The sequence below is a fragment of the Tepidimonas sp. HKU78 genome (assembly GCF_049860815.1).
In the GTDB taxonomy this organism is placed as follows: Bacteria; Pseudomonadota; Gammaproteobacteria; order Burkholderiales; family Burkholderiaceae_C; genus Tepidimonas.
Genome location: NZ_CP187547.1, coordinates 277,741 through 297,331 on the forward strand (window position 1 = coordinate 277,741; position 19,591 = coordinate 297,331).

At 69.5% G+C, this 19,591-nt stretch carries 16 protein-coding genes and 1 pseudogene; 4 read left to right on the plus strand and 13 right to left on the minus strand.

Features of this window, described 5'->3' with window-relative positions; genetic code table 11:
- Positions 1-33 precede the first annotated feature (33 nt).
- A complete protein-coding gene (locus ACPYIS_RS01435) occupies positions 34-516 on the plus strand; it encodes a CNP1-like family protein (protein WP_299022425.1) in 483 nt (160 codons plus the stop codon).
- A gap of 47 nt (positions 517-563) precedes the next feature.
- Here ACPYIS_RS01435 and proB read toward each other — a convergent pair whose 3' ends face one another.
- The 4 genes from proB to rplU form a co-directional block, all read right to left on the minus strand.
- Positions 564-1,715 carry a glutamate 5-kinase gene (proB, locus tag ACPYIS_RS01440; RefSeq protein ID WP_424860168.1) on the minus strand — a complete coding sequence of 384 codons (1,152 nt, stop codon included), beginning with the start codon at positions 1,713-1,715 and terminating at the stop codon, positions 564-566.
- A 151-nt stretch (positions 1,716-1,866) separates the two neighbouring features.
- Positions 1,867-2,982 (minus strand): Obg family GTPase CgtA, encoded by a 1,116-nt coding sequence (cgtA, locus tag ACPYIS_RS01445; RefSeq protein ID WP_424895192.1) that lies wholly within the window; start codon positions 2,980-2,982, stop codon positions 1,867-1,869.
- 118 nt (positions 2,983-3,100) lie between these two features.
- On the minus strand, positions 3,101-3,358 hold the full coding sequence (rpmA, locus tag ACPYIS_RS01450) for a 50S ribosomal protein L27 (protein WP_043699768.1): 258 nt from the start codon (positions 3,356-3,358) through the stop codon (positions 3,101-3,103).
- Positions 3,359-3,372: 14 nt separating this feature from the next.
- The gene (gene rplU / locus ACPYIS_RS01455; protein WP_068606890.1) at positions 3,373-3,684 is read right to left on the minus strand and encodes a 50S ribosomal protein L21; all 312 of its coding nucleotides are present in this window, start codon (positions 3,682-3,684) and stop codon (positions 3,373-3,375) included.
- A 161-nt stretch (positions 3,685-3,845) separates the two neighbouring features.
- Here rplU and ACPYIS_RS01460 point away from each other — a divergent pair, with 161 nt between their 5' ends.
- Positions 3,846-5,075, plus strand: a complete 1,230-nt coding sequence (locus tag ACPYIS_RS01460) for an MFS transporter (protein WP_299022440.1) — start codon at positions 3,846-3,848, stop codon at positions 5,073-5,075.
- Here ACPYIS_RS01460 and ACPYIS_RS01465 read toward each other — a convergent pair.
- The 3 genes from ACPYIS_RS01465 to uvrA all read right to left on the minus strand — a co-directional run bounded on the left by ACPYIS_RS01465 (position 5,058) and on the right by uvrA (position 12,316).
- Positions 5,058-6,164: a YeeE/YedE family protein gene (locus tag ACPYIS_RS01465; protein ID WP_424895191.1), complete on the minus strand. Its 1,107-nt coding sequence runs from the start codon at positions 6,162-6,164 to the stop codon at positions 5,058-5,060. The two genes, ACPYIS_RS01460 and ACPYIS_RS01465, sit on opposite strands and share 18 nt — an antisense overlap.
- Positions 6,165-6,233: 69 nt before the next feature.
- Complete coding sequence (locus ACPYIS_RS01470) at positions 6,234-6,593, minus strand: hypothetical protein (RefSeq protein WP_299022448.1); 360 nt, start codon at positions 6,591-6,593, stop codon at positions 6,234-6,236.
- A complete protein-coding gene (gene uvrA, locus ACPYIS_RS01475; protein ID WP_424858674.1) occupies positions 6,590-12,316 on the minus strand; it encodes an excinuclease ABC subunit UvrA in 5,727 nt (1,908 codons plus the stop codon). The genes ACPYIS_RS01470 and uvrA overlap by 4 nt, the downstream gene beginning before the upstream one ends.
- 197 nt (positions 12,317-12,513) lie before the next feature.
- On the opposite strand from uvrA, the pseudogene ACPYIS_RS01480 reads away from it, so the two are divergent.
- Positions 12,514-12,705, plus strand: a pseudogene (locus ACPYIS_RS01480) (IS5/IS1182 family transposase); the annotation flags it as partial.
- 217 nt (positions 12,706-12,922) lie between these two features.
- Positions 12,923-13,477, plus strand: coding sequence for a thioredoxin family protein (locus ACPYIS_RS01485; protein WP_299019366.1), 555 nt, complete (start codon positions 12,923-12,925; stop codon positions 13,475-13,477).
- Here the strand turns inward: ACPYIS_RS01485 and ACPYIS_RS01490 are convergent.
- Genes ACPYIS_RS01490 through ACPYIS_RS01515 form a run of 6 tightly spaced genes read right to left on the minus strand, consistent with a single transcriptional unit; the run spans position 13,458 to position 19,535 of the window.
- A complete protein-coding gene (locus ACPYIS_RS01490) occupies positions 13,458-13,904 on the minus strand; it encodes a universal stress protein (RefSeq protein WP_299019359.1) in 447 nt (148 codons plus the stop codon). The two genes, ACPYIS_RS01485 and ACPYIS_RS01490, sit on opposite strands and share 20 nt — an antisense overlap.
- A 36-nt stretch (positions 13,905-13,940) precedes the next feature.
- Positions 13,941-14,183 carry a DUF1289 domain-containing protein gene (locus ACPYIS_RS01495; RefSeq protein ID WP_299019357.1) on the minus strand — a complete coding sequence of 81 codons (243 nt, stop codon included), beginning with the start codon at positions 14,181-14,183 and terminating at the stop codon, positions 13,941-13,943.
- Complete coding sequence (locus ACPYIS_RS01500) at positions 14,180-15,097, minus strand: hydroxymethylglutaryl-CoA lyase (protein WP_299019355.1); 918 nt, start codon at positions 15,095-15,097, stop codon at positions 14,180-14,182. Before ACPYIS_RS01500 ends, ACPYIS_RS01495 begins: the two co-directional genes overlap by 4 nt.
- On the minus strand, positions 15,094-17,121 hold the full coding sequence (locus ACPYIS_RS01505) for an acetyl/propionyl/methylcrotonyl-CoA carboxylase subunit alpha (protein ID WP_424858673.1): 2,028 nt from the start codon (positions 17,119-17,121) through the stop codon (positions 15,094-15,096). Before ACPYIS_RS01505 ends, ACPYIS_RS01500 begins: the two co-directional genes overlap by 4 nt.
- A 16-nt stretch (positions 17,122-17,137) precedes the next feature.
- Positions 17,138-17,917, minus strand: a complete 780-nt coding sequence (locus ACPYIS_RS01510) for an enoyl-CoA hydratase/isomerase family protein (RefSeq protein WP_424858672.1) — start codon at positions 17,915-17,917, stop codon at positions 17,138-17,140.
- 10 nt (positions 17,918-17,927) lie between these two features.
- Entirely contained in the window at positions 17,928-19,535 is a 1,608-nt protein-coding gene (locus ACPYIS_RS01515) for a carboxyl transferase domain-containing protein (RefSeq protein WP_424895190.1), read from the minus strand.
- Positions 19,536-19,591 lie beyond the last annotated feature (56 nt).

A 19,591-nucleotide genomic window follows, 5' to 3' on the forward strand; every position in this document is an offset into this window, starting at 1 on the left:
TCTGCGCCTGGCTCGCTACGCCGCTGGCTGGCCGTGCTGGTTGGGCTCGCCACCTGCGGCAGCGCGGCAGCGCAATGGCTCAGCGACGTCCACCGTGACTGGCGCGAGGCCGACACGCCGCCACCGCCACCGCTGCGCACCGAGGGGCTGGTGCCGTTCGAGGTTTCGGTCAACAGCCAATTGCGCTTCGGCGTCGATCCCGCATCGGTCACGCTGGGCCCGGACGGCGTCATCCGCTATGTGATCGTGGCGCAAAACGCCAGCGGCGCCCTCAACGCCTGGTATGAGGGGCTACGCTGCGCCAGCGCCCAGGTCAAGACGTATGCGCACTGGAACCCCGGGCCGCCCGCCGAGTGGCGCACCAGCCCGGGCGCCGAGTGGCGCAATCTAGGGGGTGAGTTTGCCTCGCGCCCGGCGGTGGCGCTGGCGCGCGGTGGCTTTTGCGATGGCACCACGCCCAACGGGCGTCCGGCCGACATGCTGCGCGCGCTGCGTCACGGCAAGCCCGAGCGCTGACGGACGGCTGCCGCACCAGCGCGGCGCGGAACCAGCGCGGCGCGGATTTAGCGCGCGGTGACCACCAAGTTGTCGCGGTGGATCATCTCCGGCTCAGCCGCGTAACCGAGCAGGCGATCGAACTCCGCCGACGAACGACGGCAGAGCAGCCGCGCCTCGGCGGCCGCGTAGTTGGCCAGCCCGCGCGCGATCTCGCGTCCGTCGGGCGCGCGCACCGCGATCACGTCTCCGCGGTGGAAGTCGCCCTCCACCGCCGTCATGCCGATCGGCAACAGGCTCTTGCCTTCGTGCACCAGCTTGGCCACCGCACCGGCATCGACCGTGACGGCGCCGCGCAGTTGCAAATGATCGGCCATCCACTGCTTGCGCGCTTGCTGCTTGGGCATGTCGGCGACCAGACAGGTGCCGATCGGCTCGCCCGCCGTCAGCCGCAGCAGCACGTCGGGCTCGCGTCCCCAGGCAATCACGGTCGACGCGCCCGAACCCGCCGCACGCTTGGCGGCCAGAATCTTGGTGATCATGCCGCCCGTGCCCACGCGGCTGCCCGCACCACCGGCCATGGCTTCCAGCGCGGGGTCGCCCGCCCGCGCCACGTCCACAAACGCCGCCGTTGGGTCCTTGCGCGGGTCGGCGGTGTACAGCCCACGCTGATCGGTCAGGATGATGAGCAGATCAGCCTCGACCAGGTTGGCCACCAGCGCGCCCAGCGTGTCGTTGTCGCCAAACTTGATTTCGTCGTTGACGACGGTGTCGTTTTCGTTGATGACCGGCACCACCCCCAGCCGCAGCAGCGTCAGCAGCGTCGAGCGGGCGTTCAGGTACCGCTCGCGGTCGGCCAAGTCGGCGTGCGTCAGCAGCACCTGCGCGCTGCCCACGCCGTGGGCGCGCAGCTGCGTCTCGTACATCTGGGCCAGCCCCATCTGCCCTACCGCGGCCGCCGCCTGCAGCTCGTGCACTTCTTTGGGGCGCGTGGCCCAGCCCAGGCGCTTCATGCCCTCGGCGATCGCCCCGCTGCTGACCATGATGACCTCGCGGCCGTCGCGCACCAGGGCCGCGAGCTGGCGGCACCACTGGCCGATGGCCTGCGCGTCCAGGCCACGCCCCTCGTTGGTGACCAGGCTGGAGCCCACCTTGACGACGATGCGGCGGGCCGCGCGCAGCACCTCCTGTGGGGCCCGCTGCGGCAGCGCGAGCCCCATGGTGGCCGAGTGCGCCTGCGGCGAGTTCGGGCTGGCGTGGGAAACGGACACGGCTTCGGCGGTGGGGGCGGTCGGCATCATCGGGGCGGGCAAACGCGGGCAAACGGTGAGGCAGCAGTGAACGATCCGTGGAGAGAGTACGACGGCAACCTCAGGCGCGAAAACGCGGGTCGTCGCCGTGCGCCGGGGTCGGCTCGGCGTCCTGGCGATGGGCGTCGAAGCGCGGATCGACCTCGACCGGCGGCGCCTGCGCTTCGCGCTGCGCGGCCAGATACTCGTACACCTTGAGCATGAGATGCTCGCAGCCTTCGCGCGTGAGCGCCGAGATGGTAAACACCGGGCCACGGAAGCGCAAGCGGCGCACGAAGTCGCGCACGCGCGCCTCGCGCTCCTCCGGCGGCACCATGTCGAGCTTGTTGAGCACCAGCCAGCGCGGCTTGGCCGCCAGTTGGGGGTCGTACTTTTTGAGTTCCGCGACGATGGCGCGCGCCTGCGCCACCGGGTCGACCGTGTCGTCGAACGGCGCCAGGTCGACGATGTGCAACAGCAGCCGGGTGCGCTGCAGGTGGCGCAAGAACTGATGCCCCAGCCCCGCGCCTTCGGCCGCGCCCTCGATCAGCCCGGGCACGTCGGCGATGACGAAGCTCTTTTCGGGCCCGACGCGCACCACACCCAGGTTCGGGTGCAGGGTGGTGAAGGGGTAGTCGGCGATCTTGGGCCGCGCGTTGGAGACGGCCGCGATCAGGGTCGATTTGCCCGCATTGGGCATGCCCAGCAGTCCGACGTCAGCCAACACCTTGAGCTCGAGCTTGAGGCTGCGGCGCTCGCCGGGCCGCCCCAGCGTCTTCTGACGCGGCGCGCGATTCGTGGAACTCTTGAAGTGCAGGTTGCCAAAGCCGCCGTCACCACCCTTGGCCAGCAGCACCTTCTGCCCCGGCTGCAGCAGCTCGAACAACACCTCGCCGGTCTCGGCATCGCTGATGACGGTGCCGACCGGCATGCGCAGCACGATGTCCTCGCCCTTGGCGCCAAACATGTCCGAGCCTTTGCCGTGCTCGCCGCGCTGCGCCTCGAAGCGGCGCGTGTAGCGGTAGTCGACCAGGGTGTTGAGGTTTTCGTCGGCAATGGCCCAGACGTGGCCGCCGCGGCCACCGTCGCCGCCGTCGGGTCCGCCGAATTCCTTGAACTTCTCGTGGCGAAACGACGCGCAGCCGTTGCCACCGTCGCCAGCAGCGACGTCGATCGTGGCTTCATCGACGAATTTCATGACGACTCCTGCGCCGACCGCGAAACGACAAGGGCCCGCAACCGCGGGCCCGTGCCGGAACATGACCTGAGGCCCGCCGTGGCCCGCAGGGCGTGCGCCCTAAAGCCACGCTGGCACGTCAGGCGGGAATGACGTTGACCACCTTGCGGTTGAGCGCGCCCTTGACGGCGAACTCGACCTTGCCCGCCACGGTGGCGTAGATGGTGTGGTCTTTGCCGATACCGGTGCCGGTGCCGGGATGGAACTGGGTGCCGCGCTGGCGCACGATGATCGCACCGGCGCTGACGTCCTGGCCGCCAAACACCTTCACGCCCAGCATCTTGGGCTTGGAGTCGCGGCCGTTACGGGTGGAGCCGCCGCCTTTTTTCTGTGCCATGGTGGGTCACCTCGTCAGACGTTGATCGAGCCGATTTGCAGCTCGGTGAAGTTTTGCCGGTGGCCTTGGCGCTTTTGGTAGTGCTTGCGGCGACGCAGCTTGAAGATGCGCACCTTCTCACCCCGACCATGCGACACGACCGTGGCCGTGACCGTTGCGCCGCTGACCAAGGGGGTGCCCACCCGGATGTCCGCGCCGTTGCCCACGGCCAACACCTGGTCGATCACGATCTCTTGGCCTACGTCCGCAGCGATCTGTTCTACTTTGATTTTTTCGCCGGCAGCCACGCGATACTGCTTGCCGCCGGTTTTTATGACCGCGTACATAGGTTACCTCTTTGCTGAAAACGCCCCGCAACGCCCCGGATTCGCCCCGGGCAACGAGGACAGATACACTCGACGCCAAAGCGCCGAACCCGCAATTGTACAGAATCCCATCGTTTGCTGCCAAGCCCCCTTCCCCACGACTGCCCCACACTGCCATCGACATGTCCCTTGTGTCCCCGGCTTCGGCCGCGTCACCGTCACCACGCGGGCTGATCGCGATTTTCGGTTCCACCTTTTTCGAGCTGGTGGGCTATTTCATGCTCACGCCGTGGCTGATTCTGCGCCTGAGCGAGCAGCAAGCCCCCACGGCGCTCATCGGCCTGTTCGCGGCCAGCGCCTGGGTGGGCATTTTGCTGGTGACGCCGTTTGCCTCGGCGCTGACGCGCGCACTTGGGCGGCGGCGTGCGCTGTGGCTGTCGGGCGCCGTGCCAGTGGTGGCGGGCATCGGCTACGGGTTGCCGCTGGAGGGCTCGGCAGCGCTGGCGTTGTGGTTTGGCCTCAAGATGCTCGCAGGCATGGCGTCCGGGCTGCGCTGGGTGTTGGCCGAAGCGCTGGTGGCCGAGTTCGCCCCGCCTCACCTGCGCGGGCGAGCGGTGGGCCTGTTCGAGACCATGGTGGGGGCGACCTTCGTCATCGGGCCTTTGCTGCTGGCCGCCGTCGGGCCGTCCAGCCCGCAGGCATTGTGGCTATCGGTGGCGCTGCTGGCCGTGGGGCTGGGCTGGGCGCTGCGGGTGCCCCCGCTGCCGCCCGAGCCCGACGCGCACGACGCCCACGTGGGCTGGCGTGGCGTGTGGGCGGCGCTGCGGGCGCACCCCGTCATCATGGCGGCGGGTTTTTGCGGCGGTTTTTTCGAAAGCGGACTGACCTCGATCCTGCCCCTGTACGGCGTGGCGCTGGGGCTGGGGGCGGCCGCGGCGGCGCTGCTGGTGTCTGCCAGTGGACTCGGCAGCGCGATGTGGATGCTGCCCGCCGGGGCACTGGCCGACCGGATGGGGCGTAGGCCCGGGCGGCGCGGCGGCGCGGGCGGTGCCCGGCTGCAGCTGATGCGGGTGTGCGCGGCCGTCACGCTGGTGGCCACCCTGATCATCCCCTGGGTGGCGGGCACGCCTTGGCTGGCGTGGCCGGTAGCCTTTCTATGGGGCGGCGCTGGGGGTTGCTTGTACACGCTGGCCATGATCGACATCGGCGCGCGCGAACGCGGCGTCACACTGGTCAACAGCACCGCCGTGCTGGTCATGGCCTACACGCTGGGCGGGGTGCTGGCGCCGTCGCTGGCGGGCGCAGCCCTGCAGTGGGCGCCGCGCGTGGGCTTTCCGGCGCTGCTCACCGCGGTGGCACTGGTGTGTCTGGTGCTGCTGGCGCGGGCGCGCACGTCAGGGCGCGCGGGCTAGGTCGCCCAAAGCACCGGCGGTGGGCATCATCTCCCGGGGCTGGGGACGGTCGATCAGGCGATCGGCGATTCCGCCCCCAACCCACATGCCGAGGAGCGTCAACCAGGCCGTCAGGGCAAAGATCGATCCGCCCGTCATGCCCGCGCCGACCGCACAGCCACCGGCCAGCATGGAGCCAAAGCCCATCAGCACCGCGCCGACGATGTAGCGCGGCATGGTATAGGCGCCGCCGAAGCCCTCCAACTTCCACTCACGCCCGACCAGCGCCCCGGCCAGCGAACCCAGAAAGACGCCCGGCATCAGCCCCAGCCCGAAGGTCCAGGGTTTGTTGGGCTCGGCCAACACGCGCATCAGCCATTCGGCCGATGGGCCGCTGAAGGTCATGCCCTGGATCTGCACCGGCTCGAACGAGTGCGTCATGACCTGGTAGCTAAAAACCCAGGCCAGCGCGACCATCAGGCCCGTGGCGGCCCCACCGAACCACTTCCAGAACCCCCAGCCGCTGCGCACGGCAAAAAACAAGGCGGCAGCCGCCCACACCAACCCGAGTAGCAACCCCAACCAGGGCCCGCCACCCAACCAAGCCAGCACATCGCGTGATGGCCCGCCCTCGACGACCCACCAACTGCCGACGGCCTCGCGCCACGGGGCCAGCACCCCGCCCAGCGAGGCCTGCGCGGTGACCGCGAAGATCAATCCCGACAGCAAGGCGCGCAAGTTGCCGTTGGCCGACAGCACGAGCAAGCGGCTGGCGCAGCCGCGCGTCATCACCATGCCCAGCCCGAACAGCAGGCCGCCAATGACCGCACCCGACAGGCTGCCACGGGTGGCCAGCTGGCGCGCGCTGCTGACGTCCAGCCAGCCCAGCAGCACGGCGGACTGCACCGCCACGACGGCCGTCGAAAACGCCAGTAACCACACCGCCAACTTGTCACCAAAGCGCCGATGCCAAAACTCGATGACCGCTGCGCGCAGGCAAAACTTGGAGCGCTGCCCGAAAAACCCAAACCCCAAGCCCAGCACCAAGCCCCCAGCGGCCAATATCCCCGCCTCGCCCCAGCGCTCGATCCACGCGGTCCAGTCGATCATGATGACACCATCGATCCATTCGAATCTTCGAATGGTGCGCGCACGCCGGGACCCGTGGCTTGACGCGGATCAACTCGGGGACGGGTTTTCGACCGCGGCGTCGCAGTCGCACCCGCTGCCCGCGGCGATCCAGCGCGCCAGCCATGGCTGCGCGCGCGCCGTCAGCCAGCGCCCGATACGTCCGTCCCCCCAGCCCAGCAACGCACCCGGGTCGTGCAGCACCCCGCAGCGGTAGCGCCGCTCGGTCGCCACCCAGCGCAGCGCCACGCACGCTCCGCACCGGCGGCGACTCAGCACGATGCCGACCGGACACGGCTCGAGCAGACAGCACACACCGCAGCCGTTACAGGGCTGGCCCCAGGCGGGTTTGGGTGGCGCGTCGGGTTCGATCCACACCACGCGCGCCGGCGTGGCCGCGGTTGGCTTCACGTATCCCCCCGTGCCAGCACGGCGGCCAGCGCCTGCCCCGTGTGCGTGCCTTGGCACACCAAGTCCTCGGGGGTACCCTCGCCCACCACACGGCCGCCACCCGCCCCGCCCTCGGGACCCAGGTCGATGACCCAATCCGCCTCCGCGATCAGGTCCAGGTCGTGCTCGATGACGACGACGCTATGCCCGCCATCGACCAGCCGGTGCAGCACCCGGATGAGCTTGTCCACGTCGGCCATGTGCAGGCCCACGGTCGGCTCGTCCAGCACGTATAGCGTGTGCGGCGCTTTTTGCCCGCGCCGGCCAACGTCATCGCGCACCTTGCTCAGCTCCGTCACCAGCTTGATGCGCTGCGCCTCGCCACCGGACAGCGTCGGGCTCGGCTGCCCGAGCGTCAAATAACCCAGTCCCACGTCTTGTAGCAGGTGCAGCGGGTGCGCGATCGCGGGCATGGAGGCAAAGAAGTCCACCGCCTCGTCCACGGACATGGCCAGCACCTCGCCGATGGACCGGCCGCGCCAGGTCACGGCCAGCGTCTCGGGGTTGAAGCGCGCCCCGCCGCAGGCCTCGCACGGCACCTTGACGTCGGGCAGGAAGCTCATTTCGATCGTGCGCACCCCCTGCCCCTCGCACACCGGGCAGCGGCCATCGCCGGTGTTGAAGGAAAAGCGCCCGGGACCATAGCCACGGGCCTTGGCCTCCAGCGTTTCGGCATAGAGCTTGCGAATCGCATCCCAAAAACCGACGTAGGTGGCCGGACACGAGCGCGGCGTTTTGCCGATCGGGGTCTGGTCCACCTCCAGCACGCGGTCGATGACCTGCACACCATCGATGCGCGCACAGCCGCTCCAGCGCAGCGCGCGGCTGCGCCGGGGCGCGGCCAGCGCCGCCGCCACGTTGGCCAGCAGCACGTCGCGCGCCAGCGTGGATTTGCCCGAGCCGCTCACGCCGGTGACGGCCACCAGCCGGTGCAGCGGCACGCGCACGTCGATCCCCTGCAGATTGTGGCGCTGTGCCCGGCGCACCCACAGCGCAGGGGCGTCGTCGGTCACGGGGCGGCGCGGCTGCAGCGGGTGGCGCATCGCCTGCGCCAAATAGCGGCCGGTCTGCGACTCGGGCGTGCGCATCAGGTCGTCGACGCCGCCTTGTGCCACCACCCGCCCCCCGCGGCGCCCGGCACCGGGGCCGATGTCGATCAGGTGATCGGCGCGGCGGATCGTGTCCTCGTCGTGCTCCACCACCACCAGCGTGTTGCCATGCTGACGCAAGGCGTGCAACGCGTCGAGCAGGATGCGGTTGTCGCGCGGATGCAGCCCAATGGTGGGTTCGTCGAGCACGTAGCACACGCCCTGCAGGTTGGAGCCCAGCTGCGCCGCCAGCCGGATGCGCTGCGCCTCGCCACCCGACAACGTGGGCGCGCCACGGTCGAGGGTCAGATAGCCCAGCCCCACCTGCTGCAAAAAGCGCAGGCGGCTTTCGATTTCGGGCAACAGATCGCGGGCGATGTCGGCCTCGCGCCCGCTGAGGGCGTCGGGCGCGCGCAGTGTACGCACCCAGGCCAACACCTCATCGACGCTCCAGCGCGCGATGTCGGTGATGGGGCGATCGCGGAAGCGCACCGCGCGCGCGATGGGGTTGAGGCGGGTACCACCGCAGGTGGCGCACGGCTCGTCGCCCAGATCGTCCAGCTCGGGCTCGGCAAAGGTGTGCTCGCGCCCGCGCGCGTCGTCGCGCGTGCGGTCGTCGAGCGCGCGGCGCTGCTCGCGCGTGAGCTGCACCCCGGTACCCACGCAATCCGGGCACCAACCATGCGGGCTGTTGTACGAAAACAAGCGCGGGTCCAGCTCTGGGTAGCTGGTGCCACACACCGGGCAGGCGCGCTGGGTAGAGTACACCGCGGCCTCGGCATCCCCTTCGGCCAGGGCGTGCACCACCCCCTTGCCATGCTGTAGCGCCTGCGCAAGGGCCTGGCGGAGATCCGCCTCCGCCGCCGGTGTCACGCGCAGCGTCGCCACCGGCAGCTCCAGCGTGTGCTCTTTGTAGCGGTCCAGGCGCGGAAAGCCCTGTGTGGGCAGCATCTGTCCATCGACGCGCAACTGTGGGTAGCCACGCTGCGCGGCCCACTCCGCCCATTCGGTGTACACCCCTTTGCGGTGGACGACCAGTGGTGCCAGCACGCTGAGGGTGCGCCCCCGATAGCGCTGCAGCCACTGGGCGACGATGCGCTCGGGCGTCTGCGGCTGCACCGGCGCACCATCGTGCACGCAGTGCTGCACCCCCAGCTTGACATACAGCAGCCGCAGATAGTGCCAGACCTCGGTCACCGTGCCGACGGTGGACTTGCGCCCCCCGCGCGAGAGACGCTGCTCGATCGCCACCGTGGGGGGGATGCCCCAGACGGCGTCCACCTCCGGGCGGCCCGCCGGTTGCACGATGCTGCGCGCATAGGCGTTGAGGCTCTCCAGGTAGCGGCGCTGCCCCTCGTTGAACAGAATGTCGAACGCCAACGTCGATTTGCCCGAACCACTGACGCCGGTGATGACGGTGAAGCGCCCGTGCGGAATGTCCACCGACAGGTCGCGCAGGTTGTGTTCGCGCGCGTGCACGATGCGGATCGCATCGGGCGGCGCCGCGGGGCGCGCCACGGGGGCCGCAGCGGCGGGACGCGGCTCACCCGCGGCCGCCGCCTCGCCGATGGCCTGGGCGTACTCGCGCAACGCGGCCGCGGTGTGGCTGCTGGGGTGCTGGCGCAGCTCCTCGGGCGTACCGGCGAACACGACCGTGCCCCCTTCATCACCGCCTTCCGGCCCCAAGTCGATGACCCAGTCGGCCGCCCGGATCACGTCCAGGTTGTGCTCGATGACCACCAGCGAATGCCCGGCCTCCAGCAGCTTGCGCAGCGCGCGCATCAGTTTGGCGATATCGTCGAAGTGCAGACCCGTGGTCGGCTCGTCGAACAAAAACAGCATGCCGCGCGCGCGCCCCGTCTTGTCCGCCCAGGGAGCGCCGGGGTCGCCGACCGGCACGCCGCGGCGCGCGCCGCGCTTGGGCGCCTGGGGTGTCGCAGCGGCCAGATGGCCTGCGAGCTTGAGGCGCTGCGCCTCGCCGCCCGAGAGCGTCGGCACCGGCTGGCCCAGGCGCAGGTACTCCAGCCCCACGTCCAGCAGTGGCTGCAACACCCGTATCACCTCGCGGTCGGCGGCGAAACACTGCACCGCTTCGGCCACGGTCAGCTCCAGCACGTCGGCCACGCTCAGCCAGCGCCCACCGCGCTCGATGGTCACCTCCAGCACTTCGGGGCGGTAGCGCCGCCCGTGACAGTCAGGGCAGCGCAGGTACACGTCAGACAGAAATTGCATCTCCACGTGCTCGAAGCCCGAGCCGCCGCAAGTCGGGCAACGCCCGTCGCCGCTGTTGAAGCTGAATTTGGCCGCCGTGTAGCCGCGCTGCTGCGCCAGCGGCGTCTGCGCGAACAGGGTGCGGATGGCGTCCCACGCGCCCACATAGCTGACCGGGTTGGAGCGCGCCGTTTTGCCGATCGGCGTCTGGTCGACGAAAACCACGCCCTCCAGATGGTCGGCACCGAGCAGTCGCTCGTGCGCGCCAGGGGCCTCGGTGGGCTGGCCGAAGTGACGCAGCAGCGCCGGTGCCAGGATGTCTTGCACCAGCGTCGACTTGCCCGAGCCGCTGACCCCCGTGACCACGACCAGCCGTTGCAAGGGGAACGCGACGTCGATGCCGCGCAGGTTGTGCTCGCGCGCGCCTTCGACGATCAGGCGCGGGGTCGATTCGGTGACGCGGCGCTTGACGCCGAAGCCGATCTGGCGCCGCCCCGACAAGTACTGCCCAGTGAGCGTATCGGCACGGCGCAGCGCATCCGGCGGGCCGTCGAAGACGATGCGCCCGCCGCGCTCGCCGGGGCCGGGCCCCATGTCCAGGATGCGGTCGGCGGCCAGCATGACCGCTGGGTCGTGCTCCACCACCACCAGCGTGTTGCCCGCGTCGCGCAGCCGCGCCATCGCCTGGTTGATGCGCGCCATGTCGCGCGGGTGCAAGCCGATCGAGGGTTCATCGAGCACGAACAGCGTGTTGACCAGCGAGGTACCCAGCGCCGTGGTGAGGTTGATGCGCTGCACCTCGCCGCCCGAGAGCGTGCGACTTTGCCGATCCAACGTCAGGTAGCCCAGCCCCACTTCGCACAGGTAGCGCAACCGGGTCGCGATCTCGTCGAGCAGCAGCCCTTGCGCCTGGCGTTCGCCCGCGGGCAGTTCGGCCACGCGCGCCCGCAACCGCTCGACGAACTGGCGCAGCCGCGTCAGCGGCAGCCGCATCAGGTCGTGCAGGCACAACCCAGGCAGCACCTGCAGCTGCGCATCCGTCCATGCCACGCCGCGGGGGCGAAAGCGCTGCTCGGGGGGCAACACGGCGTCGGCGTCTTCCCGCGTGCCCAGCCGCCACAACAGGCTCTCGGTTTTGAGTCGTGCGCCACCACAATCCGGGCATTCGGTGTAGCTGCGGTATTTGGACAGCAGCACCCGGATGTGCATCTTGTACGCCTTGCTCTCCAGATAGTCGAAGAAGCGGCGGATGCCGTACCACTGGCGCTGCCAGTCACCCGACCAATGCGGCGAGCCCTCCAGCACCCACTGCTGCTGCGCGGGCGACAACTGATACCACGGGGTGTCGCGCGGGATGCCCGCTGCCTCTGCGTGGCGCAACAGATCGTCCTGACACTCCCGAAACGCGGGGGTCTGGATCGGCTTGATGGCACCGGCGCGCAGTGTCAGCTTGGGGTCGGGAATCACCAGCCCCCAGTCCACGCCAATGACGCGCCCAAAGCCGCGACAGGTGTCGCAGGCGCCCGCCGGCGAGTTGAACGAAAACAGCGACGGCCGCGGATCGGCGTAGCGGATGTCGCTCTCCGGGCAGTGCAGGCCGGTGGAATACCGCCACAGGGCCGGTTCAGCCTCGCCCTCGGCCAACGCATACACCGTCACGCGACCGCCGCCGCGGCGCAGGGCAACCTCCACCGCCTCGGCCACGCGCGCGGGGTCGGCACTGCCCAGGCGAAAGCGGTCCGCCACCACATCCAGCCGCCGCCGCTCGCCCACCACCTGCTGCGCCTGCACGCGCGTGTAGCCACTGGCCGAGAGCCACTGCTGCACGTCCTCATCCGACGTGCTGGCCGGGAGTTCGACGGCAAACGTCACCACCAGCCGCGGATCGCCCGCCGCCGCCGCGCGCGCCCGCAGGTCGGCCACGATCGTCTCCACCGTGTCGTGGCGCACGGGCAGCGCCGTCACCCGGTCGAACAACTGGGCCGCGCGCGCAAACAGCAGTTTCAGGTGGTCGTTGAGCTCGGTCATCGTCCCGACCGTGGAGCGCGACGAGCGCACCGGGTTGGTCTGGTCGATGGCGATCGCTGGCGGCACGCCGTCGATGTGGTCCACCGCCGGACGGTCCATGCGGTCCAAAAACTGCCGCGCGTAGGCCGAGAACGTCTCCACGTAGCGGCGCTGCCCTTCGGCAAACAGCGTGTCGAACACCAGGCTGGATTTGCCCGAGCCGCTGGGGCCGGTCACCACCGTCAGCTCACCGGTGCGGATGTCCAGGTCGAGGTTGCGCAGATTGTGCTGTCGCGCGCCGCGGATGCGGATGACGCCCGCTGGCGTGGTTGCCTCGGCATCGACTGCGCTAGCGTCTGCACCTGCCACGACTTTCATCGACCACGGCCCTCGGGATGGATGGAGAGCCCTGCATTGTAGGGAGAGAGCCCGACGCCAGCCGACCGCGGGTTTTACACACCCGAGGTGCACTCACACGGCTCCCAGAGGAGCCGCTGCCTCAATCCCCACCCTTGCCAAGACCGGGCACCATCACATCGACGCACTCTCTCCCACCCAGCCAACAAACCCGCCCTGTGCTAACCCCGACGAGCTTTGCTGAACTCGAGTACTTCTCCAAGAAGACGCCCACCCCGCGCGAGCGCTTTCTGGCCGAGATCGAAGCCGTAGGGCTTTGGGCTGTGAATCAGGGAATCGAGGACGCGGTGTACGACAGGCAGGCCATCCGCCGCTTTGTCAGCATCGACCTGACGCGCGAGGACACGCCCCCGATGCCACTGCACACATAATCAGGGCCGAGGGCGCTCAGAAGAGGCAGAAATCGACCGCTTTCTACCCCTCATGACCACATCCCCGCCGCCGCCTGCGGCCCCACCTCTGTGCAACCCGCCGGCGCGGCTGCGCTCGAGACGAGCAGGCGGGGTTCGTTTAGCGGTTCCTTAGATTACCATCGTTACCACCGAAACGACACAAGGAGCAACACCGATGGCTGCCATCCCACCCGTTTGCGACTTTGGCTGGAAAGCCCCTGGCTTCGACCTGCCCGCCACCGACGGACGCCGCTACCGTTACGAGGACATCCGCGGCCCCAAAGGGACGCTGGTGATGTTCATCTGCAACCACTGCCCATACGTACAGGCGATTCTGCCGCGGCTGGTGCCCGTGACGCGCACGCTGCTCGACATGGGCATCGGGGTGGCTGCGATCTCGTCCAACGACCCCGCGGCTTACCCCGAGGATTCGTTCGAACACATGCAGCGCGTTGCGCAGGAGCGGGGCTTTCCGTTCCCCTACCTGTACGACGAGACGCAGGAGGTGGCGCGCGCTTGGGGCGCAGTCTGCACGCCGGACTTCTTTGGCTTCAACGCCCAGGACGAGCTGCAATACCGGGGTCGCTTCGACGCGTCGCGCAAGGAGGCCGCGCCGCCCGGCACGCCGTGCGATCTGTTGGATGCAATGCGCCTGATCGCACAGACCGGCCAGGGGCCGCGCGATCAGGTGGCCAGCATCGGCTGCTCGATCAAGTGGCGCTCGGTTTGACGATCAGCACCGGCACCTTGGCGTACGTGAGCACTTTCTGGGCTACGCTGCCCAGAATGAGCGCCTGCACGCCCTTGCGGCCGTGCGAGCCCATGACGATCAGGTCGCAGCCCTCGGCCTCTGCGGTTTCCAGTATCCCTTCGTAGGTGACGTTGCGCTCGATGGTGTCGCCGGCAAACGGCACGCCGCGCTCGGCACAGACTTGCTTGAGGTCGTCCAGCGCCCGCGTGGCGGCGGCCTGCGCCTCGGCCAGATACGCCTGCAGCCCAATGGCCGATGCGTCACCGATACCGATGTAGGGGAACGGGTCGATCACATACACGCCCACGATCTCGGCGCCGTGCTGCTTGGCCAAATCGGCCGCCAGCGTGCCCGCGGCGTGCGACAGGGCCGAGCCATCGACGGGAACGAGGATTTTCTTGAACATGGATCATGCCTCCTGCGAAGTGACGGTCATGACATCTTAGCCGACGCCGGTGGCCTGCCGCGCCTCGATGGCCTGCCAGATGCGCCGGCGAGTGACATCGTCGCTCGTACCCCAGCCAGCGATCTCGTCGAGCGTGCGCCAGCAGCCGGCACACCAACCGGTGGCCTCGTCGATGCGGCAGACCCCAATACAAGGCGACGGCACCGGCGCCCCCGGGGGCTGGCGGCGCAGGGCGTCGGCCAACGACAGGCGCGGCCGAGGCGGGGTCGATGCGCTCATGAGCACCCCCGCGCCCGCAGCGCCCGCCCCGCGCGCGACGCCGTGGGACGGCCCAAGCGCTCGCTGATCCAGGCCCCGGTCTCGGCCAGCGCGCCCAGATCGATGCCAGTCTCGATGCCCAGCCCGTGCAGCAGGTACACCACGTCCTCGGTGGCGACGTTGCCAGTCGCACCAGGCGCGTACGGGCAGCCGCCCAGCCCCGCCACCGATGTCTGAAAATTCCACACCCCCATTTGCAGCGCTGCCAGCGTGTTGGCCAACGCCTGTCCATAGGTGTCGTGGAAGTGGCCGCTGATGTGGTCGATGTCGTAGTGCGCCAGCGCCGCCTCGATCGCGCGTTGCACCTTCAACGGCGTGCCCACCCCAATGGTGTCGGCCACGTCCACCCGTTGCACGCCGATGGCCTTCATCCGCGCGGCCAACTCGCCCACCCGCTGCGGGGGGATGTCGCCCTCGTAGGGGCAGCCCACGGTGCAGCTCATGGCCCCGCGCACGGCAATGCCGGCATTGCGCGCGGCCTCGACCACAGGGGCAAAACGCTCGATGCTCTCGGCAATGCTGCAGTTGATGTTGCGGCGGCTGAACGCCTCGCTGGCAGCACCAAACACCACAATCTCATCGGGCCGATCCCGTAGCGCCGCTTCCAACCCTTTGAGGTTGGGCGTGAGCACCGAGTAGCGCACCCCGGGCTGGCGCTGGATACCTTGCATGACGGCGTGGTTGTCCGCCATCTGCGGCACCCACTTCGGGCTAACGTAGCTGGTGACTTCGATCTCGCGCAGCCCCGCGGCCTGCAGGCGGTGCACGAGCTCGACTTTGACCTCGGTGGGCACGGGTTGGGCTTCGTTTTGCAGGCCGTCGCGCGGGCCGACGTCGATCAGACGCACGCGGCTGGGGTAGTTGGTCGTGCTCATGGTGTGCGCATCCGCAACAAGTCGGCTCCCTCGGCCACTTGGTCACCCGGAGCGTACAGCAACGCCTCGACCACGCCGTCAGCAGGGGCGGCAATGGTGTGCTCCATTTTCATGGCTTCCAGCACCGCCAGTGGCTGGCCCCGCTTGACCGCCTCGCCCGGCTGCACCGCAAAGCGCACCACCTTACCTGGCATGGGTGCGGTCAGCCGCCCGCCTTCGCTGGCCGCGTCACCCGCGTGCGCCAACCGATCGACCGCCACCAGCGCCACCGCACCGTCGGGCGTGAACACGTGCACACGTTCGCCATCGGCGTACACGGTGGCGCGCCACGCGTGCCCAGCCCACTGCACGCCCAGCGCCCAGTCGCCACCGGGGTTGGGCTGCCAGCGCAGCGGGCCTTCCAGGGCGGCTTCACCGTCCCCGATGCGAAGCACGCACCCAACCCCGCGCGGCCACGACAGTCGCACGTCCAGCGACTCGTCGCCCCAGCGGAACGTCAGGGTGCGCGTGCGCACGCCGTGGCTGGCAAAGCCATCGCCCGCGCTCCACGGATCAGCATCGGCCTGCGCTTGCCAAGCCTGCAGCGTGTGGGCGGCTGCAATGGCGACCGCCGCTTCGCGCGACAGGGCCGACACGCCAAACAACACCGCTTGCTCGCGCTCGATGAGCGCGGTGTCCAGATGCGCCTGCGCAAACGACGCGCTGCGCACCACCCGGCGCAAGAACGCCACGTTGTTGGCCACGCCCACGATGTGCAGGCGCGCCAGCGCCTCGTCCAACCGCGCCAGCGCCTGTGCGCGCGACTCCCCGCGCACGATCAGCTTGGCGATCATCGAGTCGTAGTGCGGGCTGATGGTGTCGCCCTCGGCCACGCCATCGTCGATGCGCACGTCCGCCACCGTGAAGGCGCTGCACGCCGGTTTGCGGTAGACGGCCAGGCGCCCCGTCGCGGGCAAAAACTGGTTGTCGGGGTTTTCGGCGCAGATGCGCGCCTCGATGGCATGCCCACGCAGGGTCAGCGCCTCTTGGGTCAGCGGCAACGGCTCGCCGGCGGCCACGCGCAGCTGCCACTCCACCAGGTCCAGCCCTGTGATCGCCTCGGTCACCGGGTGCTCCACCTGCAGCCGCGTGTTCATCTCCATGAAGTAAAAGCGCATCGCCTCGGGGTGGTCGTAGCCCAGCGGTTGCTCGACGATGAATTCGACCGTTCCCGCACCCACATAGCCCACCGCGCGCGCCGCGGCCACTGCCGCTAGCCCCATTTGCTGGCGCAGCGCGGGCGCGAGCCCTGGCGCCGGGGCCTCCTCCAACACCTTCTGGTGGCGACGCTGCACCGAGCAGTCGCGCTCGAACAGGTACACCGCGTTGCCGTGCGTGTCGGCAAACACCTGAATCTCAATGTGGCGTGGGCGCTGCACGTACTTTTCGATCAGCACCGCGGCGTTGCCGAAGCTGGCGAGCGCCTCGCGCTGGCAGGCGGCCAGTGCCTCGTCGAACGCCTCGGGCGCCTCCACGCGCCGCATGCCTTTGCCGCCGCCGCCGGCGCTGGCCTTGATGAGCACGGGGTAGCCGATGCGGTCCGCCTCGGCCTTGAGCACGCGGGCGTCTTGCTCGCTGCCGTGGTAGCCCGGCACCAGGGGCACGCCCGCCGCCTCCATCAAGCGCTTGGACTCGGCCTTCAGCCCCATGGCGGCGATCGCCGACGGGGGCGGGCCGATGAACACCAGCCCCGCGTCGGCGCACGCCTGCGCGAAGCGGTCGTTTTCACTGAGGAAGCCGTAGCCCGGGTGGATGGCCTGGGCACCGGTGGCGAGTGCGGCGGCGATGATGCGCTCGCCACGCAGGTAGCTGTCGGCAGGGGCCGCGCCGCCGATGCACACCGCCTCGTCGCAGGCCGCCACGTGGCGCGCCTGCGCGTCCGCTTCGGAGTACACGGCGACGGTGCGGATGCCCAGGCGGCGCGCCGTGGCCGCGACGCGGCAGGCGATCTCCCCACGGTTGGCGATCAGAATTTTTTGGAACATGAGAACAACCACTCCGTCACACCAGCCACTGGGGCTTGCGCTTGTGCAAAAACGACTGGACGCCCTCGCGCCCCTCGGCGCTGGCACGGATGTCGGCGATGGCCTCGACGGTGCGGGCCACCAGCGCGTCATCCAGCGGTGCCTCGGCCACCTCGTGCACGAGCCGCTTGGCCGCCGCCAGCGCGCACGGCCCCGCGCTGCACAGCGAGCGCACGAGGGCGTCCACACGCGCATCCAGAGCATCGGGCGGCACCACCTCGTGCACGAAGCCGATGCGCAGCGCCTCGGCAGCGTCGAAGCGTTCGGCGGTCAAAAAATAGCGTTGCGCCGCCCGCACACCCATCGCACGCACGACGTAAGGGCCAATGGTGGCCGGGATCAGCCCCAGCTTGACCTCACTCAGGCAAAAACCCGCCGTCTCCACCGCCAGTGCGATGTCGCACACCGCCACCAGCCCGACGCCGCCGGCATAGGCATCGCCCTGCACCCGTGCCACGGTCGGCTTGGGGCAGTCGTGGATGGTGCGCAGCATGGCGGCCAAGCGGCGGGCGTCGGCCAGATTCTCCTCCCGGCTGTAGTCGGCCATGCGGCGCATCCAGTTCAGGTCCGCCCCGGCGCAAAACGCTGGGCCCTCGGCCGCCAACACGATGGCGCGCACGTCCGCGCGCGCGCCCAACGTTTGAAACGCCGTGGTCAACTCGGCGATCACGTCGTCGTTGAAGGCATTGCGCACATCGGGCCGGGTCAGGGTGACGGTGGCGCGCGGGCCGTCGACGGTGATGGTCACGTTGGCCATGGTTGCCCCCTCACATGCGGAACACGCCAAAGCGTGTATCGGGAATCGGCGCATTCATCGCCGCCGACAGGCCCAGTGCCAGCACGCGACGCGTGTCGGCCGGGTCGATGACGCCGTCATCCCACAAGCGCGCGGTAGCGTAGTAAGGGTGGCCTTGGCGCTCGTACTGCGCGCGGATCGGCACCTTGAACGCTTCTTCCTCCTCGGCGCTCCAGGTGCCACCCTTGGCTTCGATGCCGTCGCGCTTGACCGTGGCCAGCACGCTGGCCGCTTGCTCGCCCCCCATGACGCTGATGCGCGCGTTGGGCCACATCCACAGCAAGCGCGGCGAGTACGCGCGCCCGCACATGCCGTAGTTGCCAGCGCCGAAGCTGCCGCCGATGATGACGGTGAACTTGGGCACCTGCGCGCACGCCACCGCCGTCACCATCTTGGCGCCCGCACGCGCGATGCCGGCGTTCTCGTACTTGCGGCCGACCATGAAGCCGGTGATGTTCTGCAGGAACACCAGCGGCACCTTGCGCTGGCAGCACAGTTCGATGAAGTGCGCGCCCTTGTCGGCGCTTTCGGCAAACAAAATGCCGTTGTTGGCGACGATGCCCACCGGCATGCCTTCGAGGTGCGCAAAGCCGCACACCAGCGTCGTGCCGTAGCGCGCCTTGAACTCGTGGAACTCCGAGCCGTCCACGAGGCGCGCGATGATCTCGCGCACGTCGAACGGCTTGCGCGCATCGGTCGGGATGACGCCGTAGAGCTCCTCGGCCGGGTACAGCGGCGCGCGCGGCTCGCGGCGCGCCACCGGCCAGTCCTTGCGGCGGTTCAGCCGCGCCACCGCCTCGCGCGCCAGCGCCAGCGCGTGCAGGTCGTTCTCGGCCAGGTGGTCGGCCACGCCCGACAGGCGCGTGTGCACGTCGCCGCCGCCCAGATCCTCGGCGCTGACGACCTCGCCGGTGGCGGCCTTCACCAGCGGCGGGCCGCCCAGGAAGATCGTGCCCTGGTTCTTGACGATGATCGTCTCGTCGCTCATCGCCGGCACGTAGGCCCCGCCCGCCGTGCACGAGCCCATCACCACCGCGATCTGCGCGATGCCCTGCGCGCTCATGTTGGCCTGGTTGTAAAAGATGCGGCCGAAGTGGTCGCGGTCCGGGAACACCTCGTCCTGGTTGGGCAGGTTGGCGCCGCCCGAGTCCACCAGGTAGATGCACGGCAGCCGGTTCTGCTGCGCGATCTCCTGCGCGCGCAGGTGTTTCTTCACCGTCATCGGGTAATAGGTGCCGCCCTTGACGGTGGCGTCGTTGCAGACGATGACGCACTCCACGCCCGACACGCGGCCGATGCCCGCGATCAGCCCGGCTGCCGGGGCGTCGTTCTGGTACATGTCCAGCGCCGCCAGCGGGGCGATTTCCAGAAACGGCGTGCCGAGGTCGAGCAGCATTTCGACCCGCTCGCGCGGCAGCAGCTTGCCGCGCGCGGTGTGCTTGGCGCGGGCGGCCTCGCCGCCGCCCTGCGCCACCTGGGCGATGCGGGCGTGCAGGTCATCGACCAGCGCGCGCATGGCGGCGGCATTGGCCTGGAAATCGGCCGAACGGGGGTTGAGTTGGGTGGCAATGGCGCTCATGGTGGCGCGATTGTCCCGCCGCACGGGCGCGCCGGCCAGCGGGCAAACCCGCCCGA

Bases quoted from the DNA above. Each gene is read 5' to 3' on its own strand.
- ACPYIS_RS01495 (WP_299019357.1), bottom strand. From the start codon at position 14,183: ATGAGCGCATCGACCCCGCCTCGGCCGCGCCTGTCGTTGGCCGACGCC.
- ACPYIS_RS01490 (WP_299019359.1), bottom strand. From the start codon at position 13,904: ATGTTCAAGAAAATCCTCGTTCCCGTCGATGGCTCGGCCCTGTCGCAC.
- cgtA (WP_424895192.1), bottom strand. From the start codon at position 2,982: ATGAAATTCGTCGATGAAGCCACGATCGACGTCGCTGCTGGCGACGGT.
- proB (WP_424860168.1), bottom strand. From the start codon at position 1,715: ATGGGGCTCGCGCTGCCGCAGCGGGCCCCACAGGAGGTGCTGCGCGCG.
- ACPYIS_RS01500 (WP_299019355.1), bottom strand. From the start codon at position 15,097: ATGAGCACGACCAACTACCCCAGCCGCGTGCGTCTGATCGACGTCGGC.
- ACPYIS_RS01505 (WP_424858673.1), bottom strand. From the start codon at position 17,121: ATGTTCCAAAAAATTCTGATCGCCAACCGTGGGGAGATCGCCTGCCGC.
- ACPYIS_RS01465 (WP_424895191.1), bottom strand. From the start codon at position 6,164: ATGATCGACTGGACCGCGTGGATCGAGCGCTGGGGCGAGGCGGGGATA.
- rplU (WP_068606890.1), bottom strand. From the start codon at position 3,684: ATGTACGCGGTCATAAAAACCGGCGGCAAGCAGTATCGCGTGGCTGCC.
- rpmA (WP_043699768.1), bottom strand. From the start codon at position 3,358: ATGGCACAGAAAAAAGGCGGCGGCTCCACCCGTAACGGCCGCGACTCC.
- uvrA (WP_424858674.1), bottom strand. From the start codon at position 12,316: ATGAAAGTCGTGGCAGGTGCAGACGCTAGCGCAGTCGATGCCGAGGCA.
- ACPYIS_RS01460 (WP_299022440.1), top strand. From the start codon at position 3,846: ATGTCCCTTGTGTCCCCGGCTTCGGCCGCGTCACCGTCACCACGCGGG.
- ACPYIS_RS01485 (WP_299019366.1), top strand. From the start codon at position 12,923: ATGGCTGCCATCCCACCCGTTTGCGACTTTGGCTGGAAAGCCCCTGGC.
- ACPYIS_RS01510 (WP_424858672.1), bottom strand. From the start codon at position 17,917: ATGGCCAACGTGACCATCACCGTCGACGGCCCGCGCGCCACCGTCACC.
- ACPYIS_RS01515 (WP_424895190.1), bottom strand. From the start codon at position 19,535: ATGAGCGCCATTGCCACCCAACTCAACCCCCGTTCGGCCGATTTCCAG.